Raw genomic sequence first — 17,485 nt, forward strand, 5'->3', positions numbered from 1 at the left:
AATTATTAATTTTCAGTAATAGAAATCGGTCTAAAACTAACTAAAAAATAAATTTATTACCTTTGTTGGTTATAAAATAGAAATTAATGAAAGACATTAAGAACATTTCGCGCTCAAGAGCGCAAGAATCGTCGGCAGCTATCGAACGATTGTACATTACCATGCGTCACTTATTTAACAGAGGTTTTTACAAACCAATGGGAGTTTCAGGAGAAACTTTACGTGAAGCTTTATTATCATTACGACCAGAAATTTATGGTTCCATTGCAGAAGAAAAAGTGGAGTTAAACGGATTGTTATACGTAATTGAGCGTTTACCAGTTGGTATCGAGCAATGCCGTTATATCAATTTAACGTCGGATGAAGGCTATGCCAATTCGCACTTTAAAGCGATTGTTCCACCAAAAAGAAGAAGAAATTGTTATCGTATTGACGATGAGCAAATGAACATTGAAATTACACGTGGTCGTTCAGATATTTATGATATTCTAACGCACTTAACGTTCATTTTCATCGAATCACACAAAATTAAAAACAGAGTTTTAATTGACGATGAAGGTTTGGTTTCTCGCGATTGGCAAAAACTAGAACAATTTGCCCTTCAAACAAAAAAATTCACACAGGTAGAAAGAGAAGTTGCGATGTCGCACGTGTCTAGCGTGTTGGGAAGAACATTTGCAGAAGTTCAAGATATTTATGACGGATTTGCTACTACTGAAGCACCAGAACGTTTTTTACAAATTGTATATTGGTTAGGAAAAATTGCTATCGAAGAAATTGTAGATAACAACAAACGTACGATTACATTTAGTCCCATTTTAAGAGAAAGATTAGGACATCATATTTATGGTGAAATTTGGGCAAACAATATTAAAGAAACGCTTAGCGCGAACAATTTATTAGAAAGACCCATTCATATTATTAGTGCGAACATGCATAGTGTAATGAATTCGGTTTTTGCACCAGCAGTTTTAGCTACGAAATATAAAGGAAAAGAAGCCTTTCAAATTTACGAAGATTTAAGCGGTTCCAACAACAAAGATTTGCGTAAAAAAGTAGAAGATGTTGCGTTACAACACGGAATGATTTCACTACCTGACACTTCAGGAACAAACATTGACGTACAAATTTTTGATACCGCAAAATTCGATTGGAAAAAAACAGCATTTCCATCAGCAGCTATAAAAGATAAACCAGTACTTATTGTAATGGATTATGCTTTTGGTGAGCAAGCGTACGAAACTATTGACGAGTTATTAAAACCATATAAAGTAGGAAAAACAAAAACATTATTAAATGTAGAATCAGTTTCTATAATGGGTAAAGCTGGAATTTTAGAAGGTGGAAAAGGAGATATTATGATCCCTAACGCCCACGTGAATGAAGGAACAGCTGATAACTATCCGTTTGAAAACGAATTAACCAAAGAAATGTTCGAAGGAAACGGAATTCCTGTTTTTGCTGGACCAATGATTACAGTTTTAGGAACGTCTTTACAAAACAGAGAATTACTGAAGTTTTTCTACGAATCTACTTGGGAAGCCATTGGTTTAGAAATGGAAGGTTCGTATTATCAAAAAGCCATTCAATCGGCATCAAGAATTAGAAGAAGCATCAACCCGAATGTAAAAGTAAGATATGCTTATTATGCTTCGGATAATCCTTTAGAAACAGGAAGTACATTAGCTTCTGGAGGTTTAGGAACAACAGGTGTAAAACCAACTTATTTGATTACTATTAAAATACTAGAACAAATTTTTAACGTAAAATAAAAAAATGAGCACAAATTCTCAAGAGCAAGAAATTGATTTAAGCCAAATCGGAAAAAGTATTTCAAAAGCATTTCAAAACGTTATTAATAAATGTTTCGATTTGTTATTTTTCATTCAAAAGAAAGTAATAATAATTGGCGCTTTATTTATTTTAGGTATTGGTTTAGGGTTTTATTTAGATAAAGAACCAAACTATACAAGTGATGTTGTTGTTATTCCAAATTTCGGAAGTAATGAATATTTATACGATAAAGTAAATTTAATCTCTTTAAAATTAATTGAAAAAGACGAAGCTTTCTTTAAAGCTATTGGAATTTCTAATATTAAAGATATCAATTCAATTGATATTCAACCTATAACTGGAATTTATAATTTTATTAATTCGGAAAACCAAAAAGAAAATTTTGAATTAATCAAATTAATGGCTGAAGATGGAGATATTGAAAAAATCATTAAAGATGATGTAACTAGTAGAAATTACTATTTGCACAATATAAATATCAAAACAACTATTGCTTACGAAAAGAAAGATTTGGTTGAACCACTTTTAAAATATTTACAACAAACAGATTATTTTACAAAACTTCAAAAAGTCTATCAAAATAATTTAGTTGAAAAAATTGAGGCAAATAAACTTTTAATTACTCAAATAGATCAAATTATTTTAAACTTAACTCAGAATAAAACAACAGGCGGAGTTTCTATTTCAGAAAACACAGGATTAAATGATTTAATTCAAAAGAAAGATGAATTAATTTCTGAAAATCAAAGATTAGCTATCCATAATTTGGAATACGATAAGATAGTAAAAGATCAAAATATTTCTTTGAACCAAATGAATACAAAAGGTGTAAACAATAAGATGAAATTAATTTTACCATTTTTATTTGTACTATTGTATTTATTAGGATATACATTTACTCAATTATATAAAAAACAAAAACAACGCGTTCAATCATAATGAAAAATATTTTAGTAACAGGCGGAGCAGGCTTTATTGGAGCTAATTTTGTTCCTTATTTTATAGAAAATAATCCAGAATATCATTTAGTAAATTTAGATGCATTAACCTATGCAGGAAATTTAGAAAATGTTTCGGAAGTGGAAAATCATGAACGTTACACTTTTGTAAAAGGTGATATTGTTGACGGGGATTTTGTTAGAAATTTATTCGACAAATACCAATTTCACGATGTCATTCACTTTGCTGCGGAAAGTCATGTTGATAATTCTATTTCTGGTCCAGAAGCTTTTATCAAAACGAATGTTTTAGGAACGTTTAATTTATTAGACACGGCTAGAAAATTATGGATGTCGGCTCCAAATCAGTATAATGAAGCATTCAAAAACGCTCGTTTTCACCACGTTTCTACAGATGAGGTTTACGGAACATTAGGCGAAACCGGTTTGTTTGAAGAAACAACACCATATGCGCCAAATAGTCCTTATTCTGCTTCTAAAGCAGGTTCAGATATGATTGTAAGAAGTTATTTTCATACGTATGGAATGAATGTAGTGACTACAAATTGTTCTAACAATTACGGACCAAAACAACATAACGAGAAGTTAATCCCAACCATTATTCGTAAAGCAATAACTGGAGAAAACATCCCAATTTATGGCGATGGGAAAAACGTACGCGATTGGTTATATGTTTTAGATCACTGTAAAGGAATTGAACTGGCTTTCAAAAAAGGAGTTTCTGGTGAAACGTATAATATTGGTGGAAGAAACGAACGTAATAATTTACAAATTGTAGATAGAGTTTGTGCCATTTTAGATGAATTAAAACCAAAAGAATCTGGAAGTTATAAAGACCAAATTACATTTGTAAAAGACAGACCTGGTCACGATTTACGTTACGCCATTGATGCCACAAAAATTGAAAATGAATTAGGTTGGAAAGCCGATGAAAATTTCGACACAGGAATTGTAAAAACCATCGAGTGGTATTTAAAAAAGTTCAATTAATAAACAATTGATTAGCTAAACAAGAATATATGAAAGGAATTATATTAGCCGGTGGCTCAGGAACACGTTTACATCCATTAACTTTAGCAGTTAGTAAGCAATTGATGCCTATTTACGATAAACCAATGATTTACTATCCCTTATCAACTTTGATGTGGGCTGGAATTAGCGAAATATTAATCATTTCTACACCACACGATTTACCATTATTTCAACATTTGTTGGGAGACGGAAGCAGCTTAGGTTGTCGTTTTGAATATGCCGTACAAGAACATCCAAACGGATTAGCGGAAGCGTTCATTATTGGGAAAGAATTTGTTGGTGATGATAAAGTGGCGCTAGTTTTAGGAGATAATATTTTCTACGGAACAGGTTTAGCAGAATTGCTTCAAGCGAACAATAATCCAGATGGTGGAATTGTTTATGCGTATCACGTGCATGACCCAGAACGTTATGGTGTAGTAGAATTTGATAACAGCGGAAAAGTACTTTCTATTGAAGAAAAACCAGCTGAACCAAAATCAAATTACGCGGTTCCAGGAATTTATTTCTATGATAATTCTGTGTTAGAAATTGCAGCGAATATTAAACCAAGTCACCGTGGTGAATTGGAAATTACGGATATCAATAAAGCCTATTTAGAACAAGGAAAATTAAAAGTGAGTATTTTAGATAGAGGAACAGCTTGGTTAGACACAGGAACGTTTCAATCATTAATGCAAGCAGGACAATTTGTTCAAGTAATTGAAGAACGTCAAGGATTAAAAATTGGAGCAATTGAAGAAGCCGCATATAAAATGGGATTCATTAATGCGGAACAATTGAAAAAATTAGCCCAACCTCTATTAAAAAGCGGTTACGGAACTCATTTGATGAGTATTATATAAATAAATGTCATGCTGAGCTTGTCGAAGCATTTTATGAAATAGAATGAAATTTACAGAAACTAAATTAAAAGGATGTTTCATCCTTGAACCAAAAATAATAAAAGACGAACGTGGCTACTTCATGGAAAGTTTCAATGAGAAAACTTTTGCTGAAGGCGTAGGTCAAAAAGTAACTTTTGTACAAGACAATCAGTCGTTTTCTACAAAAGGTGTGTTGCGTGGTTTACATTACCAAACTGGCGAATATGCTCAAGCCAAATTAGTGCGAGTTTTACATGGTGAAGTTTTAGATGTGGCGGTCGATTTAAGACCCAACTCTCCAACTTTCGGACAATATGAAACCGCATTTTTATCAGCAGAAAATCAAACGCAATTTTTTATTCCTAGAGGTTTTGCTCATGGTTTTTTAGTGTTGAGTGAAACCGCGACTTTCTTTTACAAGTGCGATAATTTCTATAACAAAGAATCAGAAGGCGGTTTGTTATTTAACGATTCAACCGTAAATATCGATTGGAATTTTCCAATTGAAGAACTGATTATTTCAGAAAAAGACACCATTTTACCCACTTTAGAAAAAGCAAAAAAAGTATGGTAGTTTTAGTAACTGGCGCGAACGGACAATTAGGACAAGCTATTCAGTCGATTGTGGGAAATTATCCTTCAATCGATTTTGTGTTTTGTTCCTCATCAGAATTAAACATAACTGATAAAAGTAATTGTGAAACCGTTTTCGAAAAATACAAACCTAATTTTTGCATAAACGCAGCCGCTTACACAGCCGTTGATAAAGCAGAATCGGAACCAGAAAAAGCATTTTCTATAAATGTAACAGGCGCACAAAATATCGCTGAGGTTTGTAAAATCCATGATACCATATTATTACACGTTTCAACAGATTTCGTTTTTGATGCCAAATTCGTAGATGGAATTGCTTATTACGATAGAGAATTAAGATTACCACTTAAAAGCGAAAAGGGATTAACAGAAACTGATGTGCCTTTTCCAGCAGGAGTTTACGGATTAACCAAATTACAGGGTGAACAAGCCATAGAAAGTACTTGGGAAAAGCATTTTATTGTTCGAACTTCTTGGGTTTATTCACAATTTGCCAATAACTTCATGAAGACTATGTTACGATTGGCTTCTGAAAGAGACAGTTTATCTGTTGTTGCAGACCAAATCGGAACACCAACAAACGCAGTAGATTTAGCAGAGGCATTATTAAAAATAATAACTTCTTCTCAGAATGAGCCTATCGAAGTCTATGGTATTTACAATTTCAGCAACGAAGGACAATGTTCTTGGTACGATTTTGCCGCAGAAATATTCAGAGTAAATAACGTTTCCATAAATTTACAACCTATTCCAACATCTGCTTATCCAACTCCAGCTAAAAGACCAGCATATAGTGTTTTGGATAAAAGTAAAATAAAAAAAGTTTTTGGTATTGAGATTAAGAATTGGGAAGATAGTCTAAAAAAATTTTGAAAAAAATAGCAATCATTGGTGCAAATAGTATTTTAGCACAAGCCATATATAATAAGCTAAGCATTAATAATGATGTCTTACAGGTTTATAATACAAGAAAAGATAGAATAAAAAATCAAAACAATCTTGAGACGATTTCCGATTTCTTATCAAAAAAGGAAAAATTTCACACCATTTATTTTTTGAGTTCAGTTATCGATTTTAATGAATCTAGAGAAAGTATTCAAAACATATTTGAAACCAACGTTAATCTTTTAGCGCAGATTTCAGAAAATTTTCCAGAATCAAAAATAATACACGCTTCATCAGTTTCGGTTTATAAAAACAATCAAAAAGAAATAACTGAAAACAGTGAATTAAACCCACAAAGCAGTTATTCCATATCAAAAATTTGGGCAGAAAAAATAACAAATAACCATGTTGGAGGCGGTATAAACATTAGAATATCATCATTATTTGGTGAAAACATGAACCAGACTACTTTCTTACCAAAAGTAATTCAGAACGCTATTAATACTAAAGAAATTATTATTTTTGGAGACGGTTCAAGAAAACAGAATTATATTTCAGAAACCGAAGCAGCAGAATACTTTTGTGCTGCATTAGATTATAAAGAAAATGGAACCTTTTTGGCTGTAAACTCAAAATCGTATTCTAATTTAGAAGTAGCGCAAATCATACAACAAAAATTAAAAGGAACAACGTTGAAATTTACTGGAATTGATGAATCTCCAAGTTTTATTTACGACAACAACCAAACCAAAACAGAATTAAAAATTACAGAAGAATATCCTTTTAGCAATTCTTTATCAACTTTAATAGAATGGACACAAAAACAGTTTTAGTAACAGGAATAGGTGGTAATGTAGGGCAAGGAATTCTTAGAAATATAGATTCATTGAACTTGCCAATTAACATCATTGGTTGTGATATTGCCAGTTTTACTCCTGGAAACCATTTATGTCATAAAACCTATAAAGTTCCCTATTCATACGATGAAAATTACATTTCAGAAATAAATAAAATTATTGAAGCAGAAAAAATTGATCTTATAATTCCATCAACGGATTATGAGGTTTATTATTTAGCATTAAATAAATCAGAGTTAAAAACTAAAATAATTACTTGCGATAAAGAAGTCACAAAATTATTTTTAGACAAATATTTGACCTATAATTATTTTTCAGAAAACAATATCCCGTTTTCAAAGTCATGGTTACCAAAAGACTATGATTTTTCTTGTGAAAGTATCATTGCGAAACCAAGAGAAGGTAGAGGATCAAGAGGGATTGTAAAAAACCCAAAAGACCTTTCTGTTTTTGGAGACGATTATATGATTCAGCCGCTCCATGAAGGAATTGAAATTACAACAGCAGTTTACGTTAACAAACACGGAAAACTACATGGTATTTTCTCCATGGAACGTAAATTAGAAAACGGAACAACTTCACAGACTATCGTAAATGATACTTACGATGAAAAATTTAAAGAAATAATTCAAAAAATTATAGATTTAGGTGGAATTCGTGGTAGTATAAACTTACAAAGTATCGTTGATGAAGAAGGAAATATTTATCCTTTTGAAGTAAACTGTAGAATATCTGGAACAAATTCTATCCGTCACCAATTTGGTTTTCAAGATGTAAAATATACCATTCAGGAATATTTGTTGGACCAAGAAGCAGACCAGATTAAACCAATAAAAGGAATTGCTACCAGAATTTTATTAGATGTAATTTATCCTGAAGCCACCAATTTCGACGACCTAAATAACAAATCTGCAAAACACAGTATTTATTAAAAAAATGAAACACGAAATTAAATATATACTTTTCGATGTAGCTGGAACATTGCTACATAAACCGCAATTTTATGATTTGTTATTAACTATTTTAAACGAAAATGGTTATGAAATTGATGTGTCCGATTTGAAACTGAAACATAAATTAGTTTCAGAAGTTATACAATTTCCAGACAGAACGAATAAAGAATTTTACAATCAGTTTAATAAAACCTTACTATTTTCATTAGGAATCATTCCGAACGAAAAATTAATAGATGAAATTTTTACAAAATGTTCTTATTTACCATGGGAAAAATTTGAAGACACGAAAATCTTGTCGGAAATTAATTTGCCAATAGGAATTATTTCCAATTTTAATACCACATTAAAATCCAAACTAAATGATTTTTTTGGACCAGTTTTTAAAGACATATTAGTTTCTGAAGAACTAGGTGTTTCAAAACCTAATATCGAATTTTATAAGCAAACCGTAGATAAAATAGGTGTTTCACCAGAAAACATTTTGTACATTGGCGATTCTTTAAGACTTGATATTCAGCCAGCTTTAGAATTAGGAATAAAACCCTTACTTATTGATAGAGATAAGTTTTATCCAAATTCTAAATATGCCATTCAAAACTTGAATCAAATTTTTAATCATTTGTAAAAAAGATGAGAAAACTCCTTTCACTAGTCGTCCCTGTATATTATGAACAAGAAGTAATTTTACAGTTTTTATCGGAAACAAAAACCGTTTTAGATCAATTAGATATTGATTATGAATATGTTTTTGTGGATGACGGAAGTAAAGACAAAACGGTAGAAATCATTTCAGAACAAGCCAAATCAAATCCAAAAATAAAACTAGTTGTTTTTTCATACAATCACGGAAAAGCCGCAGCTGTTACAGCTGCAATAGCAAATGCAAAAGGTGATTATTTGTTATATATGGATCCTGATTTGCAAGATCCACCAATTGAAATTCCTAGGTTTTTAGAAGAAATAGAAAAAGGATATGACCTTGTTTGGGGAATAAGATCAGAAAAAAAAGATACTTTTTTAAACACATTGTTTTCTAAAATATTTTGGGGAAGTTTAAATAAATTTACTGGATTAGATATTCCAAAAGGAATTGCAGTAATGAGAATTTTTAACCGAAGTTTTGCAGACGAGTTTTTAAAATATAATGAAGCCAATCGTTTCATTGAAGGAATTTTTATAAACATTTCTAAAAACTGGAAAACAATTGAAATCTCTCAAAGAGAAAGATTTGCAGGTAAAACGAAATTTAATTTCAGAAAAAAAATGCAATTGGCTTTCGATGCGATATTTGATTTTTCAGAATTACCATTAAAAATGGCAGTAAGAATAGGAGTTGTAATTTCCATTTTAGGATTTATAGCCCTTTTTGTTTTACTTTTTTTAAAATTCTTTATCATTGATTTCGAATCGGGTTGGCCATCTATAATTGCTTCAATAATTACCGGTTTTGGATTGCAACTTTTCTTCTTAGGAATTGTATCCTTATATGTTGGTAGAATTTATAAAGAAGTAAAAAGAAGACCAAATTATTCTATAAGAAACAAAATAAACATCAATGAATAAAATTTTAGCAATAATCGGTTCAGGCGATTTAGGGCAACAAATTGCTCATTATGCGATTTCTGATATGCATTATGAGAAAGTGGTGTTTATTGATGATTTTACAACCGAAAAAACAGTATTAGGACACGAAGTAATTGGTAAAACAGATCAGATTGAGTTCCTTTTCGAACAAAAAAAATTTAGTGAAATCCTAATAGGAATCGGATACAAACATCTCCAAATTAGAAAAGAAATATTTGAAAAGTATAGCAAAACGTTACCTTTCGGAAAAATCATACATTCTACAGCATGGCTAGATTCTACTGCAATTGTAAAAAGCGGAAGTGTAATTTATCCGAGATGTTCATTAGACGCAAATGTTGTAGTTGAAGAAAATTCAATTTTAAATATTGCAACAACTATTGCACACGATACAACTATTGGAAAGCATTGTTTTCTATCACCAAGAGTTGCAATCGCTGGTTTTGTTTCGGTAAAAGAACAATGTATTATAGGGATAAACTCAACAATAATTGATAATATTGTAATCTGTAACAATACCCAAATAGGTGGTGGTACAGTTGTTATAAAAAATATAGAAAAAAAAGGACTTTATGTTGGTAATCCAGCAAAATTTATAAGATAATATGATTCCATTTAATAAACCATATTTAACAGGAAAAGAAACCGAATACATCACAGACGCAGTGGTTTCTGGGAAAATATCAGGAAACGGAAAATACACGCAAAAATGTCAACAATTTTTTGAAAACAAATTCGGATTCAAAAAAACATTATTGACGACATCTTGCACAGATGCTTTAGAAATGGCAGCTATTCTTATCAATCTTAATGAAGATGATGAGGTAATTATGCCATCTTATACTTTTGTGTCTACTTCTAATGCTTTTGTTTTACGTGGTGCAAAAATTGTTTTTGCAGATAGTTTACCTAATCATCCAAATATGGATTGTAGTACTTTGGAAGCATTAATTACTCCAAAAACAAAAGCGATTGTTCCAGTTCATTATGCTGGTGTAGCTTGTGATATGGATGTAATTATGGAATTGGCAAAAAAACACAATTTATTTGTAGTAGAAGATGCGGCTCAAGCCATTGATAGTTATTATACAGGAAAAGATGGCGTTAAAAAAGCATTAGGTTCAATCGGACATTTAGCAGCATTTTCATTCCATGAAACAAAAAATATTATTTCTGGTGAAGGTGGAATGCTAGCCATAAACGACGAACAATTTATTGATCGTGCAGAAATTATTTGGGAAAAAGGAACCAATCGTTCTGCTTTTTTCAGAGGAGAAGTAGATAAATATGGTTGGGTAGATATAGGAAGTTCTTTTTTACCTTCAGAAATTATTGCCGCTTTTTTATGGGCGCAATTAGAAAACTTAGAAGACATTCAGAAAGTAAGAAAACAACATTGGGATGCCTACAATTCACAATTAGTAAATTGGGCAGCGAAAAATGATATTGAATTACCACTTGTACCAAATTATGCTACAAACAACGGGCATATGTTTTTTATAAAATGTAAAAACATGGAGCAGCGTTCAGAAATAATAAATAATTTAAAAGCAAAAAACACACATCCTGTTTTCCATTATATAAGCCTACATTCTAGTCCTTATTATGCAGAAAAACACGATGGTAGAAACTTGCCGAATACAGATAATTTCACAGATACATTATTAAGATTGCCTTTGTTTTACGAGTTAGATGTGCAGACAGTAATTAATCAAATTTTAGTTTTTTAATTATAATTTTTAGATAATTATGTTTTTTGTAATAGAATTATATAGTTTTACTGCTAATTCACTCTCTAGCTAAAAAACCAATATATAGTGTTTTGGATAAAATAAAGAAGGTATTTGTGTTGAAATTAAAAATTGGGAAGTGAATTTAAAAAAAATAAAATGAAAATAGTAGTAACTGGAGGAGCCGGTTTTGTTGGTTCAACACTTTGTTTACAGTTAAAAGAGAAATATCCACAATACGACATTGTGGCTTTTGATAACTTAAAAAGAAGAGGTTCAGAATTAAACTTAATAGATTTTCAAAAGAATGCCATTTCTTTTGTGCACGGTGATATTAGAAATAATGAAGATTTACAATCTCTAGGAAGTTTTGATATTTTAATTGAAGCTTCTGCAGAACCATCTGTTACAGCAGGATTAGATTCAGACCCAACTTATGTTATAAACAATAATTTATATGGTTCAATCAACTGTTTTAATGCTTGTATAAAAAACAAAGCAAAGTTAATTTTCTTGTCTACGAGTCGAGTATATCCAATTGAAACGATTGAAAACGCTCTTTTTAATGAAGAAGAAACTAAATTTTTATTTAAAGACAATCAGGATATAAAAGGGATTTCTTCAAAAGGCATTTCCGAAGAATTATCTCTTGAAGGTGCACGTTCTTTCTACGGAACTACCAAATTGAGTTCAGAATTATTTATACATGAATATGCTGCATTTTATGGTTTAAAAGCAGCTGTTACCAGATTTGGAGTTATTGCCGGACCTAGACAAATGGGTAAAACAGACCAAGGTGTGGTTACTTTATGGATGGCAAAGCATTACTGGAAACAATCTTTAAAATACATTGGATATGGCGGTAAAGGCAAACAAGTTAGAGATTTACTTCATGTTGATGATTTAGTAGAATTGATTGACTTTCAAATTCATAATATTGATAAATTTGTGGGCAAAGTATATAATGTTGGTGGCGGATTAGAAAACAGTGCTTCCTTACAAGAAATGACAGCAATTTGTGAAAAAATCACAGGGAACAAAATTCAAATAGACGAAGTTGCAGAAACGAGAACAGCAGATTTAAGAATTTTTATCACAGATAACACAAAAATAGAAACTGAAATTGGATGGAAACCAAAAAAATCAGTAGAAACCATTTTTAAAGATATTTATCTTTGGATTCAAGAAAATGAAAAACAATTAGAATCAATTTTGAAATGATAGATTTAAAACAGATTATTAAAACTAATAGAATACCAATATTAGTTGCTTTAGTTGGTGCTTTTTTAATGTTTCCAAGTCAACTTCATATAGTTGTTAATGCAATTGATTCAGATTTGAATTTTTGGAAATCACTAGATCCTTCATGGACAATAGCTTTAAATTATTCCATCATTAATGATTTGAATTTTGGAAAAGATATAGCATTTACGTATGGACCACTATCGTTTTTAATTACAAGAGTAGCTTGGGGCGTAAATAAGTATTATTTTATTTTATTTGATATTTTCTGTTTTGTTAATTATTTTTATTTAATATATTTTACTTACAAAAAAGCTAAAGTAAAACTAATTTATTTGTTGTTTCTAGCTTTTTGTATATTATGTCTACCAATAAATAACTCAGGAGGTTATTCAATAATACTGTTTTTTATCTTTATATTTTGGATGTCTCTGTGTTTAGATAACTTTAAAAAAGTATACTTAATTTCACCAATTATATTAACAATATTATTGTTTTATATAAAATTTAACACTGGATTAATCACGCTGTTGGTTTTAAATATTTTTATTTTTATTTTTTATTTTAAGTCAAACATCACTTTTAAAGAATTAATAGTATTAGTAATTGTTCCTATAGTTCTAATTATATTATTATCGTTTGGATTAAATGTTGCATTATTAGAATACATTATTTCAGGATTTAATTTAGTAAAAGGATACAATGAGATAATGTATGTGAATGATGGTGGTGTCTTAAATTTAAAGGTATTATCATTTTTAGTTTTCTTTATTAGTGTGTTTTTTATGCTTTTTAAAACAATTAATAAGAAAGAAATAGTTAGTTATTTAAAAACCATTATTCCTTATTTAATACTGTTTTTTATAGGCTTTTTTATATTATATAAACAATCATTTGTGAGAGCAGATAAAGCTCATACAGAAGATTTTTTTAAATATTTTTTATTTTTAATCATTTGTATTAACTTGTTTTTTAACAAGGAATTAAAAGTTTTAATAAACGTTTTATTAATCACGCCTCTACTATTTATTTTTTATTTAAAAACAAACCAAGAATTTAGTTTTTATTCTGTTACTGAAAAAATAAATAAAATAAAATATTTCAAACAATTAAATAATTTTTCAAAAATCTCAGGAATGTATTTGTTTCCAAATGACAACAAATTACCTGATGATATTCTTACTATTATTGGAAAATCTACAATAGATACCTTTCCATGGAATATACACATGTTAATTGAAAACAATCTAAACTATACACCAAGACCAGTTTTACAGGCATATTCTTCATATACAAAACAATTAGAAGAATTAAATTTTAATTTTTATAATTCTGAAAAAGCGCCTCAATTTGTTTTATATGATAACGCTTCGATTGATAATAGATATCCATATTTTGATGAATCTAGAGTTTATGCATTATTAGAAAAAAAATATAGACCAATTAAAACATTTAATTATTTGGATAGAACTTTATTACTTTTGGAAAAAATTGATAATGAAAAAATCAAATTAGTTAAATCAAAAGTTTTTTCTTCAAAACTGAATTCGGATATCATTTTGCAACCGGATATGTTTTATGAAATTAAATTAAGAAAAACAGTTTTGGGAGAAATTTCATCAATAATTAATTATTCACCAGAACTTTCAATTACAATTTCAAGTAGTAAAAGGTCTATAATAAATAGAACTTCTTTATCATTGTTAGAATCTGGAATTTACGCAACAAATTATATAGAAACCACTGAAGACTTTTATAAATCATTCAGTAACAAAGATAATTACATTGAAAAAATTTCTATTGTTCCATTAGATAATGATTTTTTTAAAGAGGAAATTCAAATAACTGAATATAAAATAACAAAATAATGAATATTTGTATCATCACCGGTTCTTCCGGTTTAATTGGAAGTGAATCTGTTAGTTTTTTTGCAGATAAATTTGATAAAGTTATTGGTATAGACAATAACATGAGAGCCAAGTTTTTTGGAGAAGACGCTTCAACAGAATGGAACACAAAAAAATTAATTGAAACTATTCCAAATTTTGAGCATCACCACGCAGATATTCGAAACATTGAGGAGTTAGAAATCATATTTTCAAAATATAATTCTGATATTAAGTTAGTGGTTCACACTGCCGCACAACCTAGTCATGATTGGGCTGCAAACGAGCCAATCACCGATTTTACTGTAAATGCCAATGGAACGTTGAATCTATTAGAAATGACAAGATTGCATTGTGAAAAAGCGGTTTTCATTTTTACTTCAACAAACAAAGTATATGGTGATACACCAAATTATTTACCTTTAGTTGAGCTAGATAAACGTTGGGAAATTGACGAAACGCATCCTTATTTTAAAGATGGTATAGATGAAAAAATGAGTATCGACCACACTAAACACTCTTTATTTGGAGCTTCAAAAGTTGCTGCAGATGTTTTAGTGCAAGAATATGGAAAATATTTCGGAATGAATACTGGAGTTTTTAGAGGAGGATGTTTAACTGGTCCTAATCATTCGGGAACAAAACTTCATGGTTTTTTATCTTATTTAATGAAGTGTGCTATTACTGGAGATAAATATACAGTGTTTGGTTATCAAGGAAAACAAGTACGCGATAACATTCACAGTTGGGATTTAGTAAATATGTTTTGGCATTTTTATCAAAACCCACGTCAAGGTGAAGTATATAATGCTGGAGGCGGAAGACATTCGAATTGTTCTATGGCAGAAGCTATTGAAATGTGTGAAAAAATTACAGGTAAACCAATGAATTATGAATATTCTGAAATCAATCGAATTGGAGATCATATATGGTGGATAAGTGATGTTTCCAAATTTAAAAACCATTATCCGGAATGGACATGGAAATACAATATTAATGATATTTTAACTCAAATATTTGAGGCAACAAGTAAAAAGCAATAATGAAATTAAGTATCGTAATGCCAGCATATAACGAGGAAGAATCTATTTCTGAAACGGTTGATCAAATTGAGGCGGCATTTTCTAAAGTAAACATTGAACACGAAATTTTTATTGTTAATGACAATTCAAAAGACGGAACATTAAAAGTTTTAGAAGCATTAGCGCAAAAATATCCAGCAGTAAAATATGAAACCAATTTAGGACCAAATGGTTTTGGATATGCTGTACGTTATGGATTAGAGCGATTTTCTGGAGATTGCGTTGCAGTTATGATGGCAGATTTATCGGATTCGCCTTATGATTTAATTCGTTATTACACCACAATGGTGGAAGGAAATTATGATTGTGTATTCGGAAGCAGATTTATAAAAGGTGGTAAAGTAATTGATTATCCATGGGTTAAAAAAATAATCAATAGAATTGCTAATTTTATAATTAGAGTCGTGATGCGAATAAAGTATAACGACACAACTAACGCATTTAAATTATATAAAAAAGAAGTGATTGAGGGCGTAAAGCCAATTTTATCGCCTCATTTTAACTTAACAATAGAATTACCTTTAAAAGCAATAATCAGAGGATATTCGTATACAGTTGTACCTAATTCATGGACAAATAGAAAGTACGGAGTTTCTAAACTAAAAATTAAAGAAATGGGAAGTAGATATTTTTTTATTTTAGTATATTGCTTTGTTGAGAAATATTTTTCAAGAGGAGATTTTAAAAGAAAATAAAATAAATTTATAATATTTGCGTTATAACAAAATATAATTTTAAATTTGCAAAAAAAAACACAAAATGAAAACAAAATTTTTAACCTTATTATTGTCTTTATCATTATTATTTGGATGTAAAAATGAGAATTCAGATTCAAGTGAAACAGATTTAACAAAACAAGAACAAAATAATTTATTTAGAGTAACAGTTGAAGCTAAAGTATTAGCTGATGATTTTATACATTTATATTATACTGAAGACGGATCAATTGATTTTGGAAAAAACAAACCAATTTCTTCTAAAGTAGTTGGAAGTAAAGATTTTCAGTATGTGATTTTTAATTTACCTGAGGATGTAATTCCAAATGAATTACGTTTTGACTTTGGTAGTAATGAAAAGCAAGAGGATATATACTTGAAAAGTATCAAGTTTGATTATGGAAATAAAACGAGATTATTAAGTGGGATGGAGATAGGTAGTTTCTTTAGAGCTGATGGAAGTAATTGTTTATTTGAAATAAATACTGGTAAAATATCAAGCATTAAGAAAGATGGCAAAAGACAAATGCCTTTATTATATCCACATGAGGTTGCTTTAAAGAATGAAATTGAAAAAATGATAAAATAATATTTAAGGAAGTTTTAAAACTTCCTTTTTTTTTCTCTAAACAGTTATGAATTACGATAAAAAAAACCCAGATTATTATTCTAACATAAGGCTAGATTTGGTTCAATTCATAAGTAATGAATCAAACTTAAAGATAATGGAAATTGGAGCAGCTTATGGAGAAACTCTGTTTTATTTAAAAGAAAATGGTATTGCATCAGAAGCCGTAGGAGTTGATTTATTTGAAGACAAAATAAACCCACAAAACTATAAGCCTTTAGATAATTTTATTTTTGGAAATATAGAAGAAATTCATTTAGAACAATATGTAAATTATTTTGATGTAATTTTTCTTCCAGATGTTTTAGAGCATTTATTAGAACCAAAAAATGTTTTAAACAAAATATCGCAATATTTAAAAAATGATGGCAAAATAATTATTAGTATGCCAAATATTCGTCATTATTCTGCTATAAACAAAATTTTCTTTAAAGGCGATTTTAGCTATGAAGAAAGCGGTATTTTTGATTATACTCACTTGCGTTTTTATTGTAGAAAAAACATTATACAATTAATTGAACAATCAAATTACAAAGTTATAATAGAACAAAGCTCAATAAAAAACTATAAAGGAAAATCGCTAACAAAAATATTTAACCAAATTACATTTGGTTTTTTTGAAGAATTTTTGAGTTATCAATATTTTTTTGTTGCAACAAAAGTAAAATAAAATC

Annotated in this window: 18 protein-coding genes; all 18 read left to right on the forward strand. The window is 29.6% G+C overall.

Annotation, left to right across the window (positions count from 1 at the left end; genetic code table 11):
- Positions 1-86: 86 nt before the first annotated feature.
- Positions 87-1,772, forward strand: a complete 1,686-nt coding sequence (locus tag BMX42_RS07045; RefSeq protein WP_091311212.1) for a DUF6909 family protein — start codon at positions 87-89, stop codon at positions 1,770-1,772.
- Between the two features lie 4 nt (positions 1,773-1,776).
- On the forward strand, positions 1,777-2,733 hold the full coding sequence (locus BMX42_RS07050; RefSeq protein WP_091311215.1) for a hypothetical protein: 957 nt from the start codon (positions 1,777-1,779) through the stop codon (positions 2,731-2,733).
- Positions 2,733-3,743: a dTDP-glucose 4,6-dehydratase gene (gene rfbB / locus BMX42_RS07055; RefSeq protein ID WP_091311219.1), complete on the forward strand. Its 1,011-nt coding sequence runs from the start codon at positions 2,733-2,735 to the stop codon at positions 3,741-3,743. The genes BMX42_RS07050 and rfbB overlap by 1 nt, the downstream gene beginning before the upstream one ends.
- A 29-nt stretch (positions 3,744-3,772) precedes the next feature.
- Positions 3,773-4,630 (forward strand): glucose-1-phosphate thymidylyltransferase RfbA, encoded by an 858-nt coding sequence (gene rfbA, locus BMX42_RS07060; RefSeq protein ID WP_091311223.1) that lies wholly within the window; start codon positions 3,773-3,775, stop codon positions 4,628-4,630.
- 43 nt (positions 4,631-4,673) lie between these two features.
- Entirely contained in the window at positions 4,674-5,225 is a 552-nt protein-coding gene (rfbC, locus tag BMX42_RS07065) for a dTDP-4-dehydrorhamnose 3,5-epimerase (protein ID WP_091311227.1), read from the forward strand.
- Positions 5,219-6,118: a dTDP-4-dehydrorhamnose reductase gene (gene rfbD / locus BMX42_RS07070; RefSeq protein ID WP_091311231.1), complete on the forward strand. Its 900-nt coding sequence runs from the start codon at positions 5,219-5,221 to the stop codon at positions 6,116-6,118. Before rfbC ends, rfbD begins: the two co-directional genes overlap by 7 nt.
- Positions 6,115-6,963, forward strand: a complete 849-nt coding sequence (locus BMX42_RS07075; protein ID WP_177169136.1) for an NAD-dependent epimerase/dehydratase family protein — start codon at positions 6,115-6,117, stop codon at positions 6,961-6,963. Before rfbD ends, BMX42_RS07075 begins: the two co-directional genes overlap by 4 nt.
- Entirely contained in the window at positions 6,942-7,919 is a 978-nt protein-coding gene (locus tag BMX42_RS07080) for an ATP-grasp domain-containing protein (protein WP_091311239.1), read from the forward strand. Before BMX42_RS07075 ends, BMX42_RS07080 begins: the two co-directional genes overlap by 22 nt.
- A 4-nt stretch (positions 7,920-7,923) precedes the next feature.
- Positions 7,924-8,568 carry an HAD family hydrolase gene (locus BMX42_RS07085; RefSeq protein ID WP_091311243.1) on the forward strand — a complete coding sequence of 215 codons (645 nt, stop codon included), beginning with the start codon at positions 7,924-7,926 and terminating at the stop codon, positions 8,566-8,568.
- A 5-nt stretch (positions 8,569-8,573) separates the two neighbouring features.
- Entirely contained in the window at positions 8,574-9,506 is a 933-nt protein-coding gene (locus tag BMX42_RS07090; RefSeq protein ID WP_091311247.1) for a glycosyltransferase family 2 protein, read from the forward strand.
- A complete protein-coding gene (locus tag BMX42_RS07095) occupies positions 9,499-10,131 on the forward strand; it encodes an acetyltransferase (protein ID WP_091311250.1) in 633 nt (210 codons plus the stop codon). Before BMX42_RS07090 ends, BMX42_RS07095 begins: the two co-directional genes overlap by 8 nt.
- 1 nt (position 10,132) lies before the next feature.
- Complete coding sequence (gene rffA, locus BMX42_RS07100; protein WP_091311253.1) at positions 10,133-11,257, forward strand: dTDP-4-amino-4,6-dideoxygalactose transaminase; 1,125 nt, start codon at positions 10,133-10,135, stop codon at positions 11,255-11,257.
- A 159-nt stretch (positions 11,258-11,416) separates the two neighbouring features.
- Entirely contained in the window at positions 11,417-12,478 is a 1,062-nt protein-coding gene (locus tag BMX42_RS07105; RefSeq protein ID WP_091311767.1) for an NAD-dependent epimerase/dehydratase family protein, read from the forward strand.
- Complete coding sequence (locus tag BMX42_RS07110; protein ID WP_091311258.1) at positions 12,475-14,367, forward strand: hypothetical protein; 1,893 nt, start codon at positions 12,475-12,477, stop codon at positions 14,365-14,367. The genes BMX42_RS07105 and BMX42_RS07110 overlap by 4 nt, the downstream gene beginning before the upstream one ends.
- Entirely contained in the window at positions 14,367-15,428 is a 1,062-nt protein-coding gene (locus BMX42_RS07115; protein ID WP_091311261.1) for an NAD-dependent epimerase/dehydratase family protein, read from the forward strand. The genes BMX42_RS07110 and BMX42_RS07115 overlap by 1 nt, the downstream gene beginning before the upstream one ends.
- Positions 15,428-16,162 carry a glycosyltransferase family 2 protein gene (locus tag BMX42_RS07120; protein WP_091311265.1) on the forward strand — a complete coding sequence of 245 codons (735 nt, stop codon included), beginning with the start codon at positions 15,428-15,430 and terminating at the stop codon, positions 16,160-16,162. The genes BMX42_RS07115 and BMX42_RS07120 overlap by 1 nt, the downstream gene beginning before the upstream one ends.
- 64 nt (positions 16,163-16,226) lie before the next feature.
- Positions 16,227-16,772: a hypothetical protein gene (locus BMX42_RS07125; protein WP_091311269.1), complete on the forward strand. Its 546-nt coding sequence runs from the start codon at positions 16,227-16,229 to the stop codon at positions 16,770-16,772.
- A gap of 46 nt (positions 16,773-16,818) precedes the next feature.
- Positions 16,819-17,481: a class I SAM-dependent methyltransferase gene (locus BMX42_RS07130; RefSeq protein ID WP_091311272.1), complete on the forward strand. Its 663-nt coding sequence runs from the start codon at positions 16,819-16,821 to the stop codon at positions 17,479-17,481.
- Positions 17,482-17,485: the final 4 nt, after the last annotated feature.

Source organism: Flavobacterium terrigena, assembly GCF_900108955.1.
Classification (GTDB): Bacteria; Bacteroidota; Bacteroidia; order Flavobacteriales; family Flavobacteriaceae; genus Flavobacterium; species Flavobacterium terrigena.